The 17,714-nt window shown below is 34.4% G+C and carries 23 protein-coding genes; 8 read left to right on the top strand and 15 right to left on the bottom strand.

All coding sequences use genetic code 11. The annotated features are described in order from the left end of the window. Nucleotides 1-18: 18 nt before the first annotated feature. From AC27FM_RS03700 to AC27FM_RS03670, 7 genes are all read right to left on the bottom strand, one after another. A complete protein-coding gene (locus AC27FM_RS03700; RefSeq protein WP_487086038.1) occupies nt 19-423 on the bottom strand; it encodes an ArpU family phage packaging/lysis transcriptional regulator in 405 nt (134 codons plus the stop codon). A gap of 202 nt (nt 424-625) precedes the next feature. After that, nucleotides 626-1,381: an AAA family ATPase gene (locus tag AC27FM_RS03695; protein WP_487086036.1), complete on the bottom strand. Its 756-nt coding sequence runs from the start codon at nt 1,379-1,381 to the stop codon at nt 626-628. A gap of 9 nt (nt 1,382-1,390) precedes the next feature. Next, complete coding sequence (locus AC27FM_RS03690) at nt 1,391-2,266, bottom strand: DnaD domain protein (protein WP_487086034.1); 876 nt, start codon at nt 2,264-2,266, stop codon at nt 1,391-1,393. 4 nt (nt 2,267-2,270) lie between these two features. Continuing rightward, the gene (locus AC27FM_RS03685; RefSeq protein ID WP_487086032.1) at nt 2,271-2,498 is read right to left on the bottom strand and encodes a hypothetical protein; all 228 of its coding nucleotides are present in this window, start codon (nt 2,496-2,498) and stop codon (nt 2,271-2,273) included. Then, on the bottom strand, nt 2,467-2,670 hold the full coding sequence (locus AC27FM_RS03680) for a hypothetical protein (protein WP_487086030.1): 204 nt from the start codon (nt 2,668-2,670) through the stop codon (nt 2,467-2,469). Before AC27FM_RS03680 ends, AC27FM_RS03685 begins: the two co-directional genes overlap by 32 nt. Nucleotides 2,671-2,849: 179 nt before the next feature. Further along, nucleotides 2,850-3,113, bottom strand: coding sequence for a hypothetical protein (locus AC27FM_RS03675; RefSeq protein ID WP_487086028.1), 264 nt, complete (start codon nt 3,111-3,113; stop codon nt 2,850-2,852). A gap of 36 nt (nt 3,114-3,149) precedes the next feature. Beyond that, nucleotides 3,150-3,341: a helix-turn-helix domain-containing protein gene (locus AC27FM_RS03670; RefSeq protein WP_487086026.1), complete on the bottom strand. Its 192-nt coding sequence runs from the start codon at nt 3,339-3,341 to the stop codon at nt 3,150-3,152. A 166-nt stretch (nt 3,342-3,507) separates the two neighbouring features. Here AC27FM_RS03670 and AC27FM_RS03665 point away from each other — a divergent pair, with 166 nt between their 5' ends. The 3 genes from AC27FM_RS03665 to AC27FM_RS03655 all read left to right on the top strand — a co-directional run bounded on the left by AC27FM_RS03665 (nt 3,508) and on the right by AC27FM_RS03655 (nt 6,195). Next, nucleotides 3,508-4,146 carry a helix-turn-helix domain-containing protein gene (locus tag AC27FM_RS03665; protein WP_487086024.1) on the top strand — a complete coding sequence of 213 codons (639 nt, stop codon included), beginning with the start codon at nt 3,508-3,510 and terminating at the stop codon, nt 4,144-4,146. 42 nt (nt 4,147-4,188) lie between these two features. Further along, a complete protein-coding gene (locus AC27FM_RS03660; protein WP_487086022.1) occupies nt 4,189-5,358 on the top strand; it encodes a tyrosine-type recombinase/integrase in 1,170 nt (389 codons plus the stop codon). A gap of 360 nt (nt 5,359-5,718) precedes the next feature. Then, entirely contained in the window at nt 5,719-6,195 is a 477-nt protein-coding gene (locus AC27FM_RS03655) for a hypothetical protein (protein WP_487086021.1), read from the top strand. Between the two features lie 423 nt (nt 6,196-6,618). Here the strand turns inward: AC27FM_RS03655 and AC27FM_RS03650 are convergent, their stop codons facing one another. Next, the gene (locus tag AC27FM_RS03650) at nt 6,619-7,620 is read right to left on the bottom strand and encodes an NADP-dependent oxidoreductase (RefSeq protein ID WP_487086019.1); all 1,002 of its coding nucleotides are present in this window, start codon (nt 7,618-7,620) and stop codon (nt 6,619-6,621) included. Nucleotides 7,621-7,722: 102 nt separating this feature from the next. On the opposite strand from AC27FM_RS03650, the gene AC27FM_RS03645 reads away from it, so the two are divergent. Continuing rightward, a complete protein-coding gene (locus AC27FM_RS03645) occupies nt 7,723-8,340 on the top strand; it encodes a TetR/AcrR family transcriptional regulator (protein WP_487086017.1) in 618 nt (205 codons plus the stop codon). A gap of 50 nt (nt 8,341-8,390) precedes the next feature. Here the strand turns inward: AC27FM_RS03645 and AC27FM_RS03640 are convergent, their stop codons facing one another. The 5 genes from AC27FM_RS03640 to AC27FM_RS03620 form a co-directional block, all read right to left on the bottom strand. Next, nucleotides 8,391-9,437 (bottom strand): NAD(P)-dependent alcohol dehydrogenase, encoded by a 1,047-nt coding sequence (locus AC27FM_RS03640; protein WP_487086015.1) that lies wholly within the window; start codon nt 9,435-9,437, stop codon nt 8,391-8,393. Between the two features lie 74 nt (nt 9,438-9,511). Next, entirely contained in the window at nt 9,512-9,913 is a 402-nt protein-coding gene (locus AC27FM_RS03635) for a MerR family transcriptional regulator (protein WP_487086013.1), read from the bottom strand. A gap of 15 nt (nt 9,914-9,928) precedes the next feature. Continuing rightward, complete coding sequence (locus AC27FM_RS03630; RefSeq protein ID WP_487086011.1) at nt 9,929-10,486, bottom strand: DapH/DapD/GlmU-related protein; 558 nt, start codon at nt 10,484-10,486, stop codon at nt 9,929-9,931. A 195-nt stretch (nt 10,487-10,681) separates the two neighbouring features. Continuing rightward, nucleotides 10,682-11,101, bottom strand: coding sequence for a phosphate-starvation-inducible PsiE family protein (locus AC27FM_RS03625; protein ID WP_487086010.1), 420 nt, complete (start codon nt 11,099-11,101; stop codon nt 10,682-10,684). 127 nt (nt 11,102-11,228) lie between these two features. Then, entirely contained in the window at nt 11,229-11,624 is a 396-nt protein-coding gene (locus AC27FM_RS03620; RefSeq protein ID WP_487086008.1) for a DUF2255 family protein, read from the bottom strand. Nucleotides 11,625-11,736: 112 nt separating this feature from the next. Here AC27FM_RS03620 and AC27FM_RS03615 point away from each other — a divergent pair, with 112 nt between their 5' ends. Further along, nucleotides 11,737-12,609 (top strand): LysR family transcriptional regulator, encoded by an 873-nt coding sequence (locus AC27FM_RS03615; RefSeq protein ID WP_487086006.1) that lies wholly within the window; start codon nt 11,737-11,739, stop codon nt 12,607-12,609. 41 nt (nt 12,610-12,650) lie between these two features. On the opposite strand, the gene AC27FM_RS03610 is transcribed toward AC27FM_RS03615, so the two are convergent. Continuing rightward, nucleotides 12,651-13,211: a DapH/DapD/GlmU-related protein gene (locus tag AC27FM_RS03610; protein WP_487086004.1), complete on the bottom strand. Its 561-nt coding sequence runs from the start codon at nt 13,209-13,211 to the stop codon at nt 12,651-12,653. Nucleotides 13,212-13,410: 199 nt separating this feature from the next. Between AC27FM_RS03610 and AC27FM_RS03605 the strand changes: the two genes are divergently transcribed. Next, the gene (locus AC27FM_RS03605) at nt 13,411-15,339 is read left to right on the top strand and encodes a Dam family site-specific DNA-(adenine-N6)-methyltransferase (RefSeq protein WP_487086002.1); all 1,929 of its coding nucleotides are present in this window, start codon (nt 13,411-13,413) and stop codon (nt 15,337-15,339) included. 79 nt (nt 15,340-15,418) lie between these two features. Next, nucleotides 15,419-16,045, top strand: a complete 627-nt coding sequence (locus tag AC27FM_RS03600; RefSeq protein ID WP_487086000.1) for a DUF3862 domain-containing protein — start codon at nt 15,419-15,421, stop codon at nt 16,043-16,045. Nucleotides 16,046-16,123: 78 nt separating this feature from the next. On the opposite strand, the gene AC27FM_RS03595 is transcribed toward AC27FM_RS03600, so the two are convergent. Next, nucleotides 16,124-16,726, bottom strand: coding sequence for a YitT family protein (locus tag AC27FM_RS03595; RefSeq protein ID WP_487085998.1), 603 nt, complete (start codon nt 16,724-16,726; stop codon nt 16,124-16,126). Nucleotides 16,727-16,961: 235 nt separating this feature from the next. On the opposite strand from AC27FM_RS03595, the gene AC27FM_RS03590 reads away from it, so the two are divergent. After that, nucleotides 16,962-17,597 carry a LysM peptidoglycan-binding domain-containing protein gene (locus tag AC27FM_RS03590; protein ID WP_487085996.1) on the top strand — a complete coding sequence of 212 codons (636 nt, stop codon included), beginning with the start codon at nt 16,962-16,964 and terminating at the stop codon, nt 17,595-17,597. The last annotated feature ends 117 nt before the right edge of the window (nt 17,598-17,714 follow it).

Below are 17,714 nucleotides of genomic sequence, written 5' to 3'. Positions count from 1 at the left end.
AAAGCGGAAAACTCCGCCTTACTCTATAAACGCGTGCAACTCATAGAAATCTATAAATACATCAGCAAAATACAATAGTGCTTCATTTTGTAGTTCATGGTATCTAGTAGATTCATAACCAACCGCCGCCATTGTTGTGGTCATACTTTGTCCTTGCAAGTACCTTACTTTTAGTATTGTTTTAAAATTAGGCGGGCAAGCATTAACTAGCTTTTTGACGCCTGTTACAACATCGTTAGCATTCAAAGTATTAACGATCTTAATTTCTTGCACATTGCTGTTTGTTGTTCTATTGGGTAATCCGTCAATTTTTGGAGAACTGATAAAAGTTAAATTAATATTAGACATAGTTAATAACTTGGGATATTCATAATTAAAAAAGTTTTTAACATTCTTAATTGTTTGTTTTTTATCTATTTGCATGTTTTAACTCCTATCAATTACATTGAATATAATAAGTGTACTTCTTTGCCATTATTTCAGCCTTACAGGCTTTTTATGCTATATACAATATAGGAAGTTAGATTTACAGTAAAATGACTACAAAGGCTATATTTTGTGTTTTAAGTGATGCTGTTTATTTTAATAAAAGACAAAAGGGATGACATAATGACATCCCTAATAATTAATTTTTGTATATTCGATAATCCTCACTATCAAAATGAACAATATTACTTTTATCTGTTTTAATCAGTTTACTTATTAATTTTGGATTATATATTTTTTTTAACTCATCGCCACTAGCGTTAGTAGTAATTATGGTGGTCTTATCATCTCTTAATTGCGCTAAATTAAATAAAATCTTTTGATTATATTCGCTTGATTCGCTTGCTGAACGTTTTAAATTGCTTTCAGAGCCTAAGTCATCTAATACAAGGATATCAGCATTACTCATAGCCTTATAGAGGCTGTTTACTTGTAGTTTTGCACGCTCATCGTTAAAACGTTTAGTTAATTCAATGAACATTGCTATATCTATAAATAAACATCTTTGATCATGTTTTAGCTCGTTTAGTATGCCAATCGCCAGCATTGTTTTACCTGTGCCGGGATTACCATAGAATACAAATTTATGTTTCTCTCCGTTCTTGATTCGATTCGATATATTCATAACTTTTTGCAATTCATTATTTTGTTTATCGTTTGTAACATTAAAATCACTAAAATTCTTAGTAAGGCTATTCATGTTACCAATTAGTGAACTTTTAAATATATTTAAACGATCATTAATAAAATAAGCCTGAGTGAACTTGATACTATTTTCTTGCTCTCTTATATCGCGATCACGTTCGATACTTTTAATATCAATATTTAAGCCCTTGTTTTTTAAATGTTCTAGTATTTGAGGATCCAAATAGTTTTGATTAAATACATTTTTCATTTTTGCCTCCTAGAACCCTAGTCCAGATGTTTCCGCACTATGATTATATTTTTCTTCAATGTCATCAGCATTTAAAGTATTACCGTGTTCTTTTTGATTGGCTTTGATATTTGATAAGGTAAACAAGTTGTTATTTTGCCAATTAAGTAATATAGCATTCGTATAACTCCACCTGTGTATATTATTCTTAGCCGTTAACTCAATAGCCAGCCTGACAATTTGATACGATTCTTTAGCGGAGGTAGATTGTTTTATAAAGTCGTTAACTGATTCTTTCAGCTGCTGAATAACGATAGGATTAGTAACTCCGATATTTTTTTGGTAATAGTCTATTAGACTTTTAAAATCGTCGTTATCGTTCTTATTACCATCATCATGATAATGATGATTATTATTTACTTTACTTTTATTTACTTTACTTTTATTTACTTTACTTTTATTGCTATCGTTTGCCATTTTGCTAGAAATGGCTTTGCTATTTTTTGCTATTTTGCTATTAATGGCTTTGCTATCGTTTGCTAATGGCTTTGCCATACTTTTGCTATCCCAACGCTGTGTAGCACCTTTTTTCCCAGCATCGGAACGTTTCTTACTTATATCATCCTTTAAGGCCATACGATCTATTAAAGATTGGGAATAAAATTTGTTATCCTTAAATTTAAAAAGCCCAAAATTCTCTACAATATCGCGGATAGTTTCCACCTCATCACGGATAATAAAGTTTAATGTGTCATAATCCTTTAACAAAGTGTAGTTTTCTTGATCGCGTAAACACTCAATAATCATAAAATAGATGCCATATCCCTTAGCACCGTACTTCATTCTAACTTGAATTATATTAAAATCATCCTTAGCATTAGAATCGTGAGAAAAATAACTATTCATTGAATCATCCCTCTAAACTCAAATTAATTAGTTTATTATTTTTTAATTCATTCAAAGATGTTATAAATTGTTTTTCTGATTTGGGTATATTTTGGCGGTCATAAGGGATATTAATATGTTGTGTTTTATTAATGATTAACACATAAGTATTAAATGCTGACGTGCTAACGTTATTTAGAAGCCTTTTGTAGCTTTCATTTTTAATAGGATCCATCAATAAAGTTATTTCCATTTTTAACCTCCATCTTAGTTCTTGCCTGTTTTAGTGTTACTAGGTCACTTTGAGCAAGCTCTAATATTTCTAAGTCGCTACCACTTGGCTTATTACGTTGGTTAATTTCATCTACAATAAATGCAAGTCCTGTAATTACAGGATCAATATACTTATTAATTTCTTTTTTCATATGTTTATCCTTCAAGTTGTATTAAACATGATAAAATAAAAGGGTATTTTATTAGCTAAATACTCAATGGCCATTACTTACTTGCGGATAGTAATGGCTATTTTTTTGTACATTTCCCATGTTATTAGTCCTTAATTAAATATTTTTAGCACAATAACCGCCCCTCCAGACTTAAATTATTAGTGTGCTTCAATAAAATTTTGAATATCTTTTTTACTGTACAGGGTTATGCCGTCAATCTGGTGTACGGGAATACCCCATTTATCAAACGTTGACCCACTACAACCAGCAAACTTCATAGCATCCTTACGCTTTAAATATTGCTTGTCTAGTCCTGCATCACGTCTAGCCCGTTCAATCTCATTAGTAACGATGGAATAAACTTGCCTACGCAATTCGTTAGAATCGTGATCACTAAGTATTACGCTAATGCCTTGATCCATCTTGTTGCCTCCTTTCATTGCATCCCTAAGGGATGGTTAAATATTAGTTTGCTTTGTAAGTTCACTGATAGCTTTTAGAACACGTTTCTTACGATCATCGTTTAACGGTGTTCTAAGCCAACGGGAAAACGTTGCGTCTGTGATTCCTGCTTTTTCAGCAACTTGCCAATACTTTAAATTTGCACGCTGAATTTTTTCTCTTAGGTTCTCATTTATGATATTACTCACGGTTTTCACTCCTAAAATTGTATTTTTGACAAGTTAAGTTGTCAACAACAAGAGTATACATCATAAAATAGTTTTGTGACAAGTTAACTTGTCATTTTTATATAGTTTATTTGTTGTTGTTGCTAATATTGAATTAAATACTTATAATTGCACTGAGGTGATCATAGTGATAAGAAACAATCTAGCTGTTTTACTTGCTGAACGTTCTTTAAAAATAACAAGGGTGGCAAACGATACGGGTATATCTAGGAATACTATAACTAGTACCGCGCAAAATGATGGAAAAATGATACAACTAGAAACAATAAACACCCTATGTCAATATTTAGGCGTAAAACCTGAACAATTCTTTGAATATTTGCCGTTCGATGTTAATGGAAACTTTTTTTTAAATAATCTGGATTTTAATGCTGAATATAAAGATAATGTTGAGCAAGTTATAATAGAAAAATTAGATATAGATGGTTTCTTGTCTGTTTCATCTGCATCAACTAACGGAAAAATAACGGAGAAAACATTCGACTGTAACATAAAAATCGGCAAAAATTCTATATATAGCACAAAACAACCGCTTAAATTAACACTTAATTATAGTAGTGGTGATAATGATGATAGTGGTGATATTGAAAACTTTAAAGGCTACTGGGATCCAATTCCTGCCGGATTTCAAACCGATATTCAAGGCCAGTTTGAAAATAACATAAAAAATCTAATTGACGTTGAGATTGCCAAACAATTAGATTACGTTTCGGAAAATGCTGTTTTTTTTGATATTACTGATGCTACAGTTTCATTGACTATTTGACCTAAACTCTTCAAACGCCCCTCCAGCGTTAGGAGTAACAAAATGGATAAAAGAATAAAGATGTATACAAAAAATGATGGAACTAAGGCATATATGTTCCGCGCATATCTTGGAATAGATCCACAGACTGGAAAGCCTAAGCGAACAACTCGGCGGGGCTTTACCAATGAAAAGAATGCTAGAAATGAATTAAAAAGAATAGAGTTCGAGGCCACTCAAGGAATTAGTAATATTCAGCAATGTAATAAGACCTTTGAACAGGTTTACCACGAATGGTATAAGAGCTATATCAATACCGTACGTGAAAGTACATGGGCTAGGACTGATGCAATGTTTAACAATCACATTTTACCCGCACTCGGTCGCTATCGAATTAGAACAATTACAACGGCTCAGTGTCAAACAGCCCTTAATAAATGGTTTAAACTAACAACACACAACTATCGTGTATGGTTTAATTACACGCAATCAGTGTTTGAATATGCAATACATCAAGGTTATATAACAGATAGTCCCACCAAACGTACAATCATGCCTAAAAAAACCGCCACCGCTGGTAAAAAAGCCCCTAACTTTTGGGATAAATCTCAGCTAAAAATATTCTTTAGCTACATGGATCCAAATAAAGAACTAGAAAGATATACGTTATTTCGTTTGTTAGCTTTCACAGGAATTAGGAGAGGCGAATGCTTGGCCTTAACTTGGAATGATATAGACATAAAAAATAGCACTCTGAATGTTAACAAGACGTTAACTCAGGGTGCTAGGGGCAAACAGATCATACAGGCAACTAAGACGAAAAAAGGAACCCGTATAATTTCATTAGATGCTACTACCTTATTCTATCTCAAAAAATGGAAATTAGAACAAAAACAAACGTTATTCATGCTTGGCTTTAATGCTAATGAGACAGACCAATTACTTTTTGCGACAACCAAAAATACATTTAAGTCGTTGAATACACCCAAAAAGTGGCTGGATCTAATTACTGATCGTATGAGAGACGACAACATAACTTTACCGCACATAAGTATACACGGTTTCAGACATAGCCACGCTAGTGCTTTATTTTCCGCTGGTGCAACGATCAAAGAAGTACAGGAACGTCTAGGACATGAGGACGCCGAAACTACATTAAATATATATACGCATGTTACTAAGCAACAGGACGAACAGGCCGTACAAAAATTAGTTAATTATCTCAATTTCTAAGTTATTTGGTAGTCAAAATGGTAGTCAACTAAAAATATAAACAGTTCAAACGCCTTAATATGCTTGATATAACAACGATTATGTAAAATGTGGGTGCAATACCCCTCATCTCCATTTTACAAAAAATAACCAGTTATGTTGGGGCTTAAAGCCTTGGTATAACTGGTTTTTTGTTTTTTTGATATTTAATAAAATAGTATTGTAAAACAAGTTTACTTAGTCAAAAACTTAGTCAATTAAAGTAATAATTATTAGCTATTATTATGTCTTTAATTAAGTAACATTTTTGTGCAAAATTAATTACTTAAAGAATAGGTGCTTGTATAATATTGAATATAGTAAATATTTAGGAGGGTAGTTATGAAATACTTTCTAGCATCTCAGAACAAAACTTGGCAAATTGAAAGCGAGGGTAATTTTTTGTGGTCCCCTAAACTATCACGAAACGGCGCCGAAAACAGTGGTTATAAAGCAATGAGAAGTGTGAAATGTGGAGATGTTATTTTTAATGCTCATGATGGTGAGATTTATGCTGTCAGTATAGCAGTCTCAGATGTATTTTCTTCCAAAAAATCTGAAATCGCTGGTTTCAATAATGGAGATAACATCTGGAATGAAAATGGTTGGCAAGTAAAACTAAAAATGTATGACGTTTCGTTTTCTATAAAAAATTATAGGGAATTTTTTGCTAAAAATAAAGGTCAAGCATTTACTGTAAACGGCACATTACAGCAAAAATATTTATCAGAATTAACACCCGATCAAGTGAATTTTATTAGAACATCTGATAATAAGATTGATGATATTGTAAACCAATGTATCAATGGAAATATGTAAACAACAAACCATTATCTCAATAAGTGGCCTTTGCAAATGAGATATATCCTTATAAGTCAAAAGTGTTATAGTCGTATTTTCTTGCAGTTTTTATGGATAATTGGAGTCATCTTCTTATAGTTGATGATATAGATTTTTTCAATATATTTCATTAGTAGCGTTATATATAGTATCGAAATAAGCTTCCACATGTAATTTATAAATTGCATGTGGAAGTTTATTTGTTATGAGACCCATTAATCATTATCAAGTTCAAATACCAATAATACGGATAAGAATTATACTTTGACATAATAGTTACATTTTATGAAGTTAATATCTAAACTTTGAGTTATCCACTTTAATGTATAGAAAACTATGAAATATTGTATACACTTCAACTTTTACTTCAAAAAGTATAATTCCTTTATCGTGATCGATATTTTATAATGTGATTAAAATTTTCCCTTTCGGATGACCGTTGAACACTGAATCTAGAGCTTTATTAATGTCTTTAAGATAAAATTCAGTTGGATCGACCGCTGGGACGATATTATTAGTTTCAATTATTCTAGTAATTTCTCGTAATTGCTGACCATCACTTCTGACAAAAATAAAGTGATATTGAATGTTTCTTTTCTTTGCTTTTCGATCAAATTTATAACCTGCTAATGTAAATAATTGCTTTTTGATGAAACTCAAATGGTGGTCGATAGCAAACCGTCTGTTAGGACCAGTACGTAGCGATAACATTCGCCCGCCAGATTTAATAGTCATTAGTTCATGATCGAATTCATCCGCTCCTAGGGTATCGATCACGTAATCTACGTCTTTGACAATTTCCCAATAATTTTCTGTTTCATAGGAAATGTACTGATCTGCTCCAATTCCTAAGATGCGTTCCCGAGAACGAGAATTACCACTAACGATAACCTTTAGCCCCATACTTTTAGCGATGGGAATGGCCAATTGACCAAATGAGCCAGATCCACCGGGTATAAAGACGGTTTCCCCACTCTTAGCCTCAAGTTCTTCATGCAATCCCTGAAAGGCTGTTAATCCTGTTAAAGCAACGGCAGCACCAGTTTTAAAATTTAAATTAGCAGGTAATGGTGCAATGGCGATGGCGGGAATAGCAACGTATTCCGCAAATGCACCTATTTGAGCTAGCGGTAAACGAGTATAGATATTCTGACCAATTTCAAATGAACTAACATTTTTGCCAACTTTTTCAATGACACCGGTCAATTCATTTCCCATTATCAATGGTAGTTTGTAGTTTTGAATTAATTTTACACTACCAGTACCAATCAATTTTTCTAAAGGATTGACGGCTGCTTCTTTTACTCGCACCAAAACCTCATCGGCAGTTATCTCAGGAATATCAACTTCTTTAATGATTAAATTAAAATTCTTATCATATCTATCTAAAACTGCTGCTTTCATAACATTCTCCATTTTAGTAACATTATTTACATTTTGTAACTTAGAGACATATTATCTCAGCGGGTTACTTTTGTCAACTTTTGTAACTGGAATGTATGTGTTATGATGAAATTTATTAAATCGCCTTATTTTAGAAAGGATCGTAAGTACACTAAAACAATGGTAAAAGAAAAAATTAACCAACAAAAAATCATTGAAACTGCCGAAGCCTTGATTATTAAATTAAATAGTTCAGAAGTAACTATTTCACAAATTGCCTCAGAGTTAGGTGTGACTCACGCGGCAATTTATAAGCATTTTGGCAATAAACAAGAGCTTTGGGAGGCTGTCACTAAAACTTGGTTCCAAGCTAATATTGTTAATAAAATCGAACTTGGTAGTAATTCTGAAAGTCAAATAGAACAGTTACATAATTTGTTGTGGAGTTTTGTTGAAGCCAAAAGAATGACATACAATCACAATCACCAGATGTTTATTCTTAATACTCAATATGTGGATAATAATCCTCATGCGCTTCGGGAAACGTTAATTCCTCTCTATCAAAAGGTAAATGAACTCATGGGCTGGTCCGACGCCGATTTCACCCATGCTGAGACGATCATTTCTGCCTTTGCTGTTTTTACTTTGCCCAGTTTCAAAGAAACTTGGAATGATCCTGATTTTGAGACTAGATTTGAAGACATGTGGAACTTAATCATGCCTGGTCTAGGCTCTAACTAAAGGACAAAAAAACACATTCGTTAGAATGTGTTAATTATAGTCAATCTAAATTACTTCAAAGTCGACATATCAATCACGTAACGATAATGAACTTTGCTATCGAGAATATTTTGATAAGCTTCACCAACGTCATCTATACCAATTATTTCGATTTGAGGTTTAACTTCATTTTTTGCAGCAAAATCAAGCATTTCTTGGGTCATTTTAATTCCACCAACGTTAGATACAGTAATTTTAGCTTGGTTTCCAAAAATGGAAGATACGTGAAAATTAACATCGTTACTTGGAAGACCTACATAGCAAAATACGCCGTTGATTTTGAGAAGTGGCAAATAATTGTCTAGTTTTAAGTCCACCGCTACAGTATTCAAAATAAAATCAAATTGACCAGATAGAGCTTTAAAATCATCATCAGTTTTCAAAATTTCATAACCATTAGCTCCGAATTGCTGAGCCTCATTACGCTTACTTTCTGAGTGGCCAAGAACAGTTACATCAGCACCCATTTTATGTGCAAACTGAACTGCAATATGTCCAAGACCACCTAGACCAATAATTGCAACCTTACTACCTGTGCCGATTTTATATCTTTTTAATGGATTGTAAGTTGTAATTCCCGCACACAACAGTGGGGCAGCATCTTGTAACGATAGAGCATCTGGAATATGTAATACAAAGCGGTCCTTAACAATAATAGCTTGTGAATATCCACCTCGTGTGGGAGCTCCATCATAATCTTCTGAAGCAAAAACTAGGACAACGCCTTTTTCACAGAATTGTTCTTGTCCTGCTTTACAAGCAGCGCATTTACCACAGGAATTGACAAAACATCCTACGCCTACTCGATCACCAATCTTGAAATTCTTGACATTATCACCCACTGCCGATACTATCCCAGCGATCTCGTGTCCTGGTACCATCGGAAATTTTGCACCCGGTCTCTGAACCATGCTCACATCACTGTGACAGATGCCACAGTATTTGATATCAATCGCAACGTCATCAGGATGAAGATTACGACGTTCGATAACAGTATGCTCAAACGATGTGAAATTTCCTTCAGTGGTTGCCTCTAATGCTTGGACTTTTGTTGACATAAGTAAATTCCTTCTTTCATCAGTAAACTTACTATATGCCCTTGAAGTTACTGCAAGGCAAGAAAGAATTTTGATTATTTTTTATTTTTATGTTCACGTTCAATTTCACGAAGTTCTTCTTCAGCGGCCTCCAAATGATCAAAATGAGTCAGTTTATAATTCAAGTGGTCAATCGCAGCCTGTAAATCGTCGCGTTTTTCTTCCATCATGTTTAATTGTTCTTGTAGCAGCTCCTTTTGTTCTTTAACGTTATTTTCTTGAGCCTCGAACAATTGGATATACTTTTGCAAGCTGTCAATACTCATACCAGCTGATCGCATTTGGGTGACGAATTTAATTCTGCTGATGATTCGCTCATCGATATCACGATTGCCGGATTCTGTACGTTCAATCGGTGGTATCAACGATTCTTTTTCGTAATATCGAATTGCGGCTGAGGAAATACCAGTTATTTCGCTAGCTTCTTTTATATTCATTACCGACCTCTTTTGTTATTTATTATATTTAATGACTTTGGCTGGAACACCCACGGCGACAGCATTATCGGGAATATCCTTAGTAACTACAGCCCCAGTTCCAATAATTGCATTCTCACCAATGGTTACCCCAGGAGCAACATTGACCCGAGCGCCTAGCCAAGCATTTTTCTTAATATGAATTTCTTTAGTGCTAATTTTACGAATATCATTTGGCTCATGGTTATCAGTAAATAATCCTACGCCAGGTCCCATCATGACGCCATCATCAATTGTGATAGTCCCAACTGACATCATCGTCAAGTTATGGTTTGCATATACGTTTTTACCTAAATTAACACGATTTCCACAATCAATAAACATTGGGGGCGTAAAAAAGGTTCCATCTTTCATCTGACCATTCAAAAGTTTATTCTCGAGATTGAGAATTTTTTCTTTTTGGCTAGGAATCGTTGCATTAATTTCATGACAAAGGTCATTGCAACGATCAATTTCACCGTGTACTTCTTTTTGATATTGTTCATTACTAATGTCAATAATCTTTCCGGATCGCAATTCTTCAAAAACACTCATTTTTATACACTTCCTATATAGTTATTGCCTTGATTGTAAGACCTTAAAGCTACTGTAAGGCAAGAAAAATATATAGGAGTACTAGATCGTAAATTTAGTAAATTCAAGTCACGCATAAAAAAACACATTCAGAAGAATGTGCTTTCTCATAGTCGCTAAAATCATTATTATAGAATTTTATATTTATTTAGCAACTCACTGATGGTCATCATCCAATTTAAAATAGTGAATGATTGCTAAGGCTACCGATAGGATCAATACGGATACTGATATTACTAATATTAGCCAAGTTTCGTCATGTGCAATTAGTAATGACCGAACAATTGCCGTAATGGCGAGGGTAATCAAAAAGGTGAGTGAAACGTGTCCGCCATGTTTGAGAGAAGTTTTAACCAAAATTAAGAACTCCAAAAATAGGAAGAAGGATAGAATGCCATCAAAGATTTCATAAAATTGTTTGTTAGTTTCGGGCACTAAAAGATATTGTGTCAAATTGTATAAACTTCTAAAAATATAAAATACCAATAATAAGCCCAAAATAGCCAAAGCAATCTTGGAAGCAATTGTAAAGAATTTTGTCAGACTGTCTTCTGATTTTTTCCAAAAGTCGTTCATAATAACTCACCTCTCAGATTCTTAATCTTATTTTACAATATTAAGAAGTAATCTCATAGCATTCAGAAGCCAGTCATTATTATTACATCGAACAGATTTTTACGTTTAGCATTACTGATTTTTTGATTCAGATTAAGCGCGGAATAATATTCAAAGTCGAGCTCCTAGGCCCTGATTGCAGCATTGGCGATAAATACCGACTACCAGCGTACTTATTACGGTAGGCGTCATCAACATCGTCGTTTAATTGGCTATCAGTTACTGATATGAAGGAAATTTCAAAATTACCACCTGCCAAGTACATCCTACCAGCATGTTGCTGGATCGCAGATCTATACCAACGAGATTTTTGACCATTCCAGGCTCTGACGTAGAGTCGGTCGTTTAAAGTCACAGACCAGATCCATGTTGGAGTTCCGTAAGTCTTACCATCGCTATAAAAGGGCGAGATTCGCATATCATCGGCACTCGAAAAGAGCCTGATTTGTTCGATACTCCAAGTTTTATTCATACTTTTTTGCATCATTTCACCTCCGTCTATGGTCCTATGGTTACTAGCTTAGAGCTTGACAATATATATGTCTAATGCTTTTATTTAATTGAAAACTATACATTTATGTTATAGGAGGATGACTATGGAATTAAGAGTTCTCAGATATTTTCAAGCCGTAGTTCGTGAACGAAATATCAGTCGTGCGGCTGAGCAATTACATGTATCACAACCAGCAGTGTCCAGACAGCTAAAGGGTCTGGAAGATGAATTGGGCATTAAATTATTTGATCGTGGTAGTCGTAGCATTGAATTGACAAATAGCGGTGAGTATTTTTCTGAACAAGTGAATCAAATTCTTTCATTAACTGATAAGACTCTGAAAAATATTCATGAAGCACAAGATATTACTGGTTCAATTGTCATCGGCGCTGCAGAAACACGTAGCTTTATCAATGTTGCTCAGTCTATTAATAACTTGAGGAAGACCTATCCTCACATTCAAACTAATATTATTAGTACGAATGCCGATGATATCAAAGCTAACTTGCGTTCGGGATTTTATGATTTTGGGGTAGTTATGGAACCGACTGATAAAAGTAATTATGATTTTATTAGTTTACCGGGGGAGAGCCGTTGGGGATTATTAGTACCTAACAGTTCCCCGCTAGCCCAAAAAGACCACTTATCTTTAAGTGATCTGGAGGGAAATGATATTATTATTTCTCGTCAAAAAGGAATGCTGGATATTTTAAAAAATTGGTACGGCGAGAGTGAGAAAAAATTCAATATCGTTGCTACCTATAATTTAATATATAATGCCGCGTTATTGGTATCATCAGGGGTCGGTTATTGTTTGTGTTTAGATGGTATTATCAATACTAACCAATCAGATTTAACATTTATCCCCATAGAACCTCGCCATACTGCAGGCGTGAGCTTGGTTTGGGAAAAAGATGCACGGCTGTCTGATTCCGCTAACGCATTCTTAAAACAAATCACATCGGATTTAAGTTAACGGTCTAAGGTGGGGAGAAATCCTACCTTATTTTTTTAACTTTATTGTTGGACATCACGAATGACATGAGCGGGATTGCCAACGGCAACTTTATTTGCTGGTATATCTTTAGTAACGATCGAACCGGCACCAATAATTGCATTTTTGCCGATAGTGACACCTGGCATTACCATTACACCGGCTCCTAGCCACGCACCGTCTTCGATATGTACAGATTTCAAGATTAATCCGCTACGTTGATCCGATTTTTCAGCGTGATTAACTGAAATGATTGTAGTTCTAGGTCCAATCAACACGTCATCACCCAAATAAATCCCACCTAGATCAATAAATAAACAGTCTTTATTAATAAAAATGTTTTTTCCTAGAAAGATGTGTGGACCAAAGTCAGTGTGAAATGGTGCATTTATCTCATTACTAGTTGCGACTGGTTGTCTGATTATTTGACTGAATAAATTTTGACGCTCCGTTTTGTCTAAGTATTGGTTGTTAAATTTCATCAATAATTTTGTGGTGTCTTCCACGATATCTTTCACTTCGATGAATTCTTTAGCCGATGAATCAATATATTCGTTGTTTAATGCCTTATTTACAATACTCAAGTTGATCATCACTCCTTTATCAATTTACGGTAATAGACTAATAGAAAAACACACCCATGTCTAATATCTATATTACATACATAGACATGCTTATGAGTTATATCTAAGAACTTTATAACAAAAATAATCAAAGCGTTTGAAAGGTTTAATCTCTAGCATGGTATCATTGTATTAGTAGAAGGAATACGAGGGATTAAACATGAGATTTATTGGAAGTAAGACGAGATTATTAGATCAAATAGATGAATTATTAACCAAGCATTTGAATGGTTCAGAAAAAACTTTCGCAGATATTTTTTCAGGATCAAATGTTGTAGGTGAATATTTTAAATCGAGATATTCAATCACAACGAATGACCTGCTTTATTTTTCCTACGCCCTGTCAAAGGGTGAGATAGTTCTCAACAGCCAACCAGATTTTACTGGTTTATTTAAATTTGGGATCCATAATCCGTTTACTTACTTCAATCAATACGATGTTTCTAATTACAAAGGAGACTTCATAACTAAGAATTATTCCGAAGCCGGCAAGGATATGCGAATGTATTTTACTATCGCTAATGCCAAGCGGATCGACTTGGTCCGCACTACGATTCAAAAGTGGCGCGATGATAATGATATTACTGATAATGAATATTTTTATTTATTAGCATGTCTAATTGAGGCGGTTCCGTACGTTTCCAATACTACTGGGACTTATGGAGCCTACCTTAAGAACTTCAATGACAAACGTGCCAACAAACCTCTGAAACTGGAACCACAAAAAATCTACAATAATAAGCTACAAAATCATGCATACAATGAAGACGCAAATGAGTTAGTCCGAAAAATTCACGGAGATATCGTTTATATCGATACTCCGTATAATGTACGTCAATATGGCTCTAACTATCATCTACTAGAAACGATTGCCCGCTTTGACGATCCCAAGATTCACGGTGTCAGTGGAGTCAGGGACTATACGGATTTGAAATCAGAGTATTCGGCGAAGAACAAGGCTAAGTCTACGATGGAGGACTTACTTAATAATCTTAAATTTACACATGTCTTATTAAGTTATTCCACGGACGGCATTATTTCAGAAGAAGAATTAACTGAACTGATCGATAAGGTGGCAGTATCTGGTAGTGTCGAAGTGATAAAAGTGCCATTTAAAAAATACAATTCCAAAATCACTACTAACAAAAAGCAATTGTGTGAATTGCTATACTATTTTCGCACTAAGCATCAAGAAAATAATGACTTACTACAGATTCAATCAGTAGAATTGCCAAAGGATGAACCTAGATATATCAAGAGTCCACTGAATTATGTCGGTGGTAAATTTAAGCTCTTACCACAGTTGGTCCCAGAATTTCCTGATAATATCGATACGATCGTGGACTTATTCAGCGGTGGAGCTAATGTTGGTATCAATGTCAAAGCTAATAAGTATTACTTCAATGATATCAACAATCGTGTGATCGATATGTTCAAATATTTTCAAAATCATCAATTCGCTGATATCTTGGATCGTATCAATCAACAGATTGATAGGTATCATTTGAGTAAGGAGAACGAAGCTGGATTTTTACAGTTGAGGGATGATTATAACGCTGATCCTAACCCACTTGATTTATATATTTTGTCTTCGTTTAGTTTCAATTATCAGATACGATTCAATCAAGATATGAAGTACAACAATCCATTTGGTCGCAAGCGAAGTCGTTTTTCCAACAATATGAAAGAGAACTTACGTGAATTTGTGACCAAGTTGCATAAAATCGACGCAACCTTTACTTCGAATTACTTTAGTGACTTCGACACATCTAATCTGACATCAGATTCATTAGTTTACGTAGATCCGCCATACTTGATCAGTGATGGAACTTACAACGATGGAGATCGTGGCTTTGGTAGTTGGACTCAGGAACAAGAGAATGATTTATATGATTTCTTAGATTCATTAAATGACCGTAATATTAAGTTTGCCATGTCTAACGTCTTCAGGCACAAGGGATATGTCAATCGAGCAGTGATCGATTGGGCGATCAAATACAATATTCGACACCTGAACGCTAATTATTCTACCTCATCGTATCACCCTAACTTATTAGGAACCGATGAAGTCTTGATAACCAACTATTAAATAAATACATTAATAATGCTAAATATCTCCACAGTTGCTAAAATTGAGTTATAACTAACAATTATGGGGGTAGTTTAGAATGTTGAAACCTTTTTATAAGAAGAAATGGTTCTGGTTAACAGTCATCGTGGCAATAGTAGTTGTCACTGCCACAGCCTACGTAGTCGAGAATGCCTATGAGGATAAGGCCGATGAAGAGGCGTATACGCAAGAGAACTTATTCAAGAAAACATCCGACTCCAAAACGTCTATAATTGACAAATTCAATTCAGTTAAACTAGGTGCTGGTGGTAGCACTCAGAGTAATATCGAAAGCAAGTTTGGTAAACCAGTATTGATCAGTAATACTGAGGATCATAGTAATGCGACTTTGAGTTGGAGTAACCTCAAAGGGCTGGATGATGATGTTGTTATCGATATTACTTTTCAAGATGGAAGGGCGACCGCCAAATCTATCAAGGGACTAGATATTGATCGTAAAGCAGACTTGACGATGAGTAACTTCAAGCGGATTCAGAATGATGACAGTTATGATCAAGTGATAGATTTGCTAGGTAATCCAGACAATTATTCCGAATCAAATGGAGTTACAACGTTGATATATACATCTGACGTCGAGGAAAGAGTAGACGATGATGCGGCTTATATCAAAGTGAATTTAACTGATGATAAGGTGACTGGCAAGAGCCAAGTTAATGTTAAGTAAATAAAAAAGAGGCCTACTGGCCTATACTCTAAAACAATTTTTTGGAGCATAGGTCATTGGACCTCTTTTTTTGTGTAGCTACGCTACTGCTAATTTATTCTCTATCATAGTACAAATTTTAATAGCGGCACTTGATATTGCGACCGACATCACTGCTAAAAAGAATGATATGAATCCAGTCAAGGCGATATTTCCTAAACAAACAATGCCATCAATAATGAATAAACTGATGTACTTGTCAATTCCGAAATTCTTATGAATGATCATTGGTGGGACGGTAGTGCCGCCACTCGACATATCCAATGTGTATAAAATTGCTAAGCCAATCCCAAAAATCAAACTTCCAATAATAATTGCTAAGATTTTATTACCGGGGATCAAGTTGTAAACGGGAGTGACGAATAATAATACTGGTAGTAGAAAACTACCAAAGGCTAGTTTCAATGTCGTGGCCTTACTCAAATGAAGATATGAAAATATCAACATAATAATATTAATGATAAAAACTGATAATGACGTTGGGATCGACCATCCTTCATATAGTAAAATGGCAATCCCAGTTGCACCGCCTGCAGCGACCTTATTGGGTTCGAAGAACATATTCAAACTGAAGGCTATCAGCTCCAAAGCTAGTAGAATTATTAGTATTTTTAGATAAAGCTTATATTTTTTATTCAACATATCTTATAGTATATCATAAAATAAAAAATGTAACAATTTATTACGACGGTTTCATAAATTTGGAAAGCTCATTGTATCAGTGTTTACGAACTTCTTTGTTGCAAAAGCATTACTAAGATTACAAAAGTCGACCAAACTGTAACTCTGAGGTTGTGGCTATGTAACATAGGGCTGTTAGTATAGCACCATAGCAATGAGAGCTAAACAATCTAAATATAAGGATGTAATTTAATTTATGAAAAAAGTATTATCTATCGCATTAGCAAGTACAATCGTATTAACAGCATTAGGAGCAACAACAGCAAATACTGTTGATGCTGCTACAACAGTTGACAGTACACATGTTACAGTAGAAAAAGGTGATACATATAAGAGCATTGCTGCCGAAAACAACACAACAGTCTCAGCACTTGAACAAGCAAATGGTAGAACAATTGGTGGATTTGATTTGATCTATCCGGGTGAAACAGTAACTTTGCCATCAGCTTCAACTAATACAACATCAACAGATACAACATCAACTGCAAACACACAAACAACAGATACAAGTACACAAGCTACTACAACAACGGACACACAAGCAACCACTAGCACAACAAGTTCAGCAGCTGGTACTTACAAGATCAGTTTTTATGATCCAGCTGTCTTAGGTTCAAACATGGGTTACAGCGGTGTTGCTGCTAACTTATCAGTATTTCCTAAGGGCACACAATTGAAGATCACATTGGCTGACGGTACAGTATTGTACAGAACAGTTAATGATACAGGAACATTTGCATACAGCAATCCACAACAATTAGACGTTGCAATGCCAAGTTCTTCAATTCCTTCATATGGTGTAACTTCAGCTACGGTTGAAGTATTATCATAATCAAATAACTAAATATGATTTGAAAAGTCGTCCGGAAGGATGACTTTTTTTATTAGAATTTTCAATTATATTTCTAATAAAAATATAATTGATATAAAATATTTTGTTTATAGAACT

This window comes from Companilactobacillus sp. y65-5, from assembly GCF_057541095.1.
This window is presented reverse-complemented; position numbering and strand designations above follow the sequence as displayed.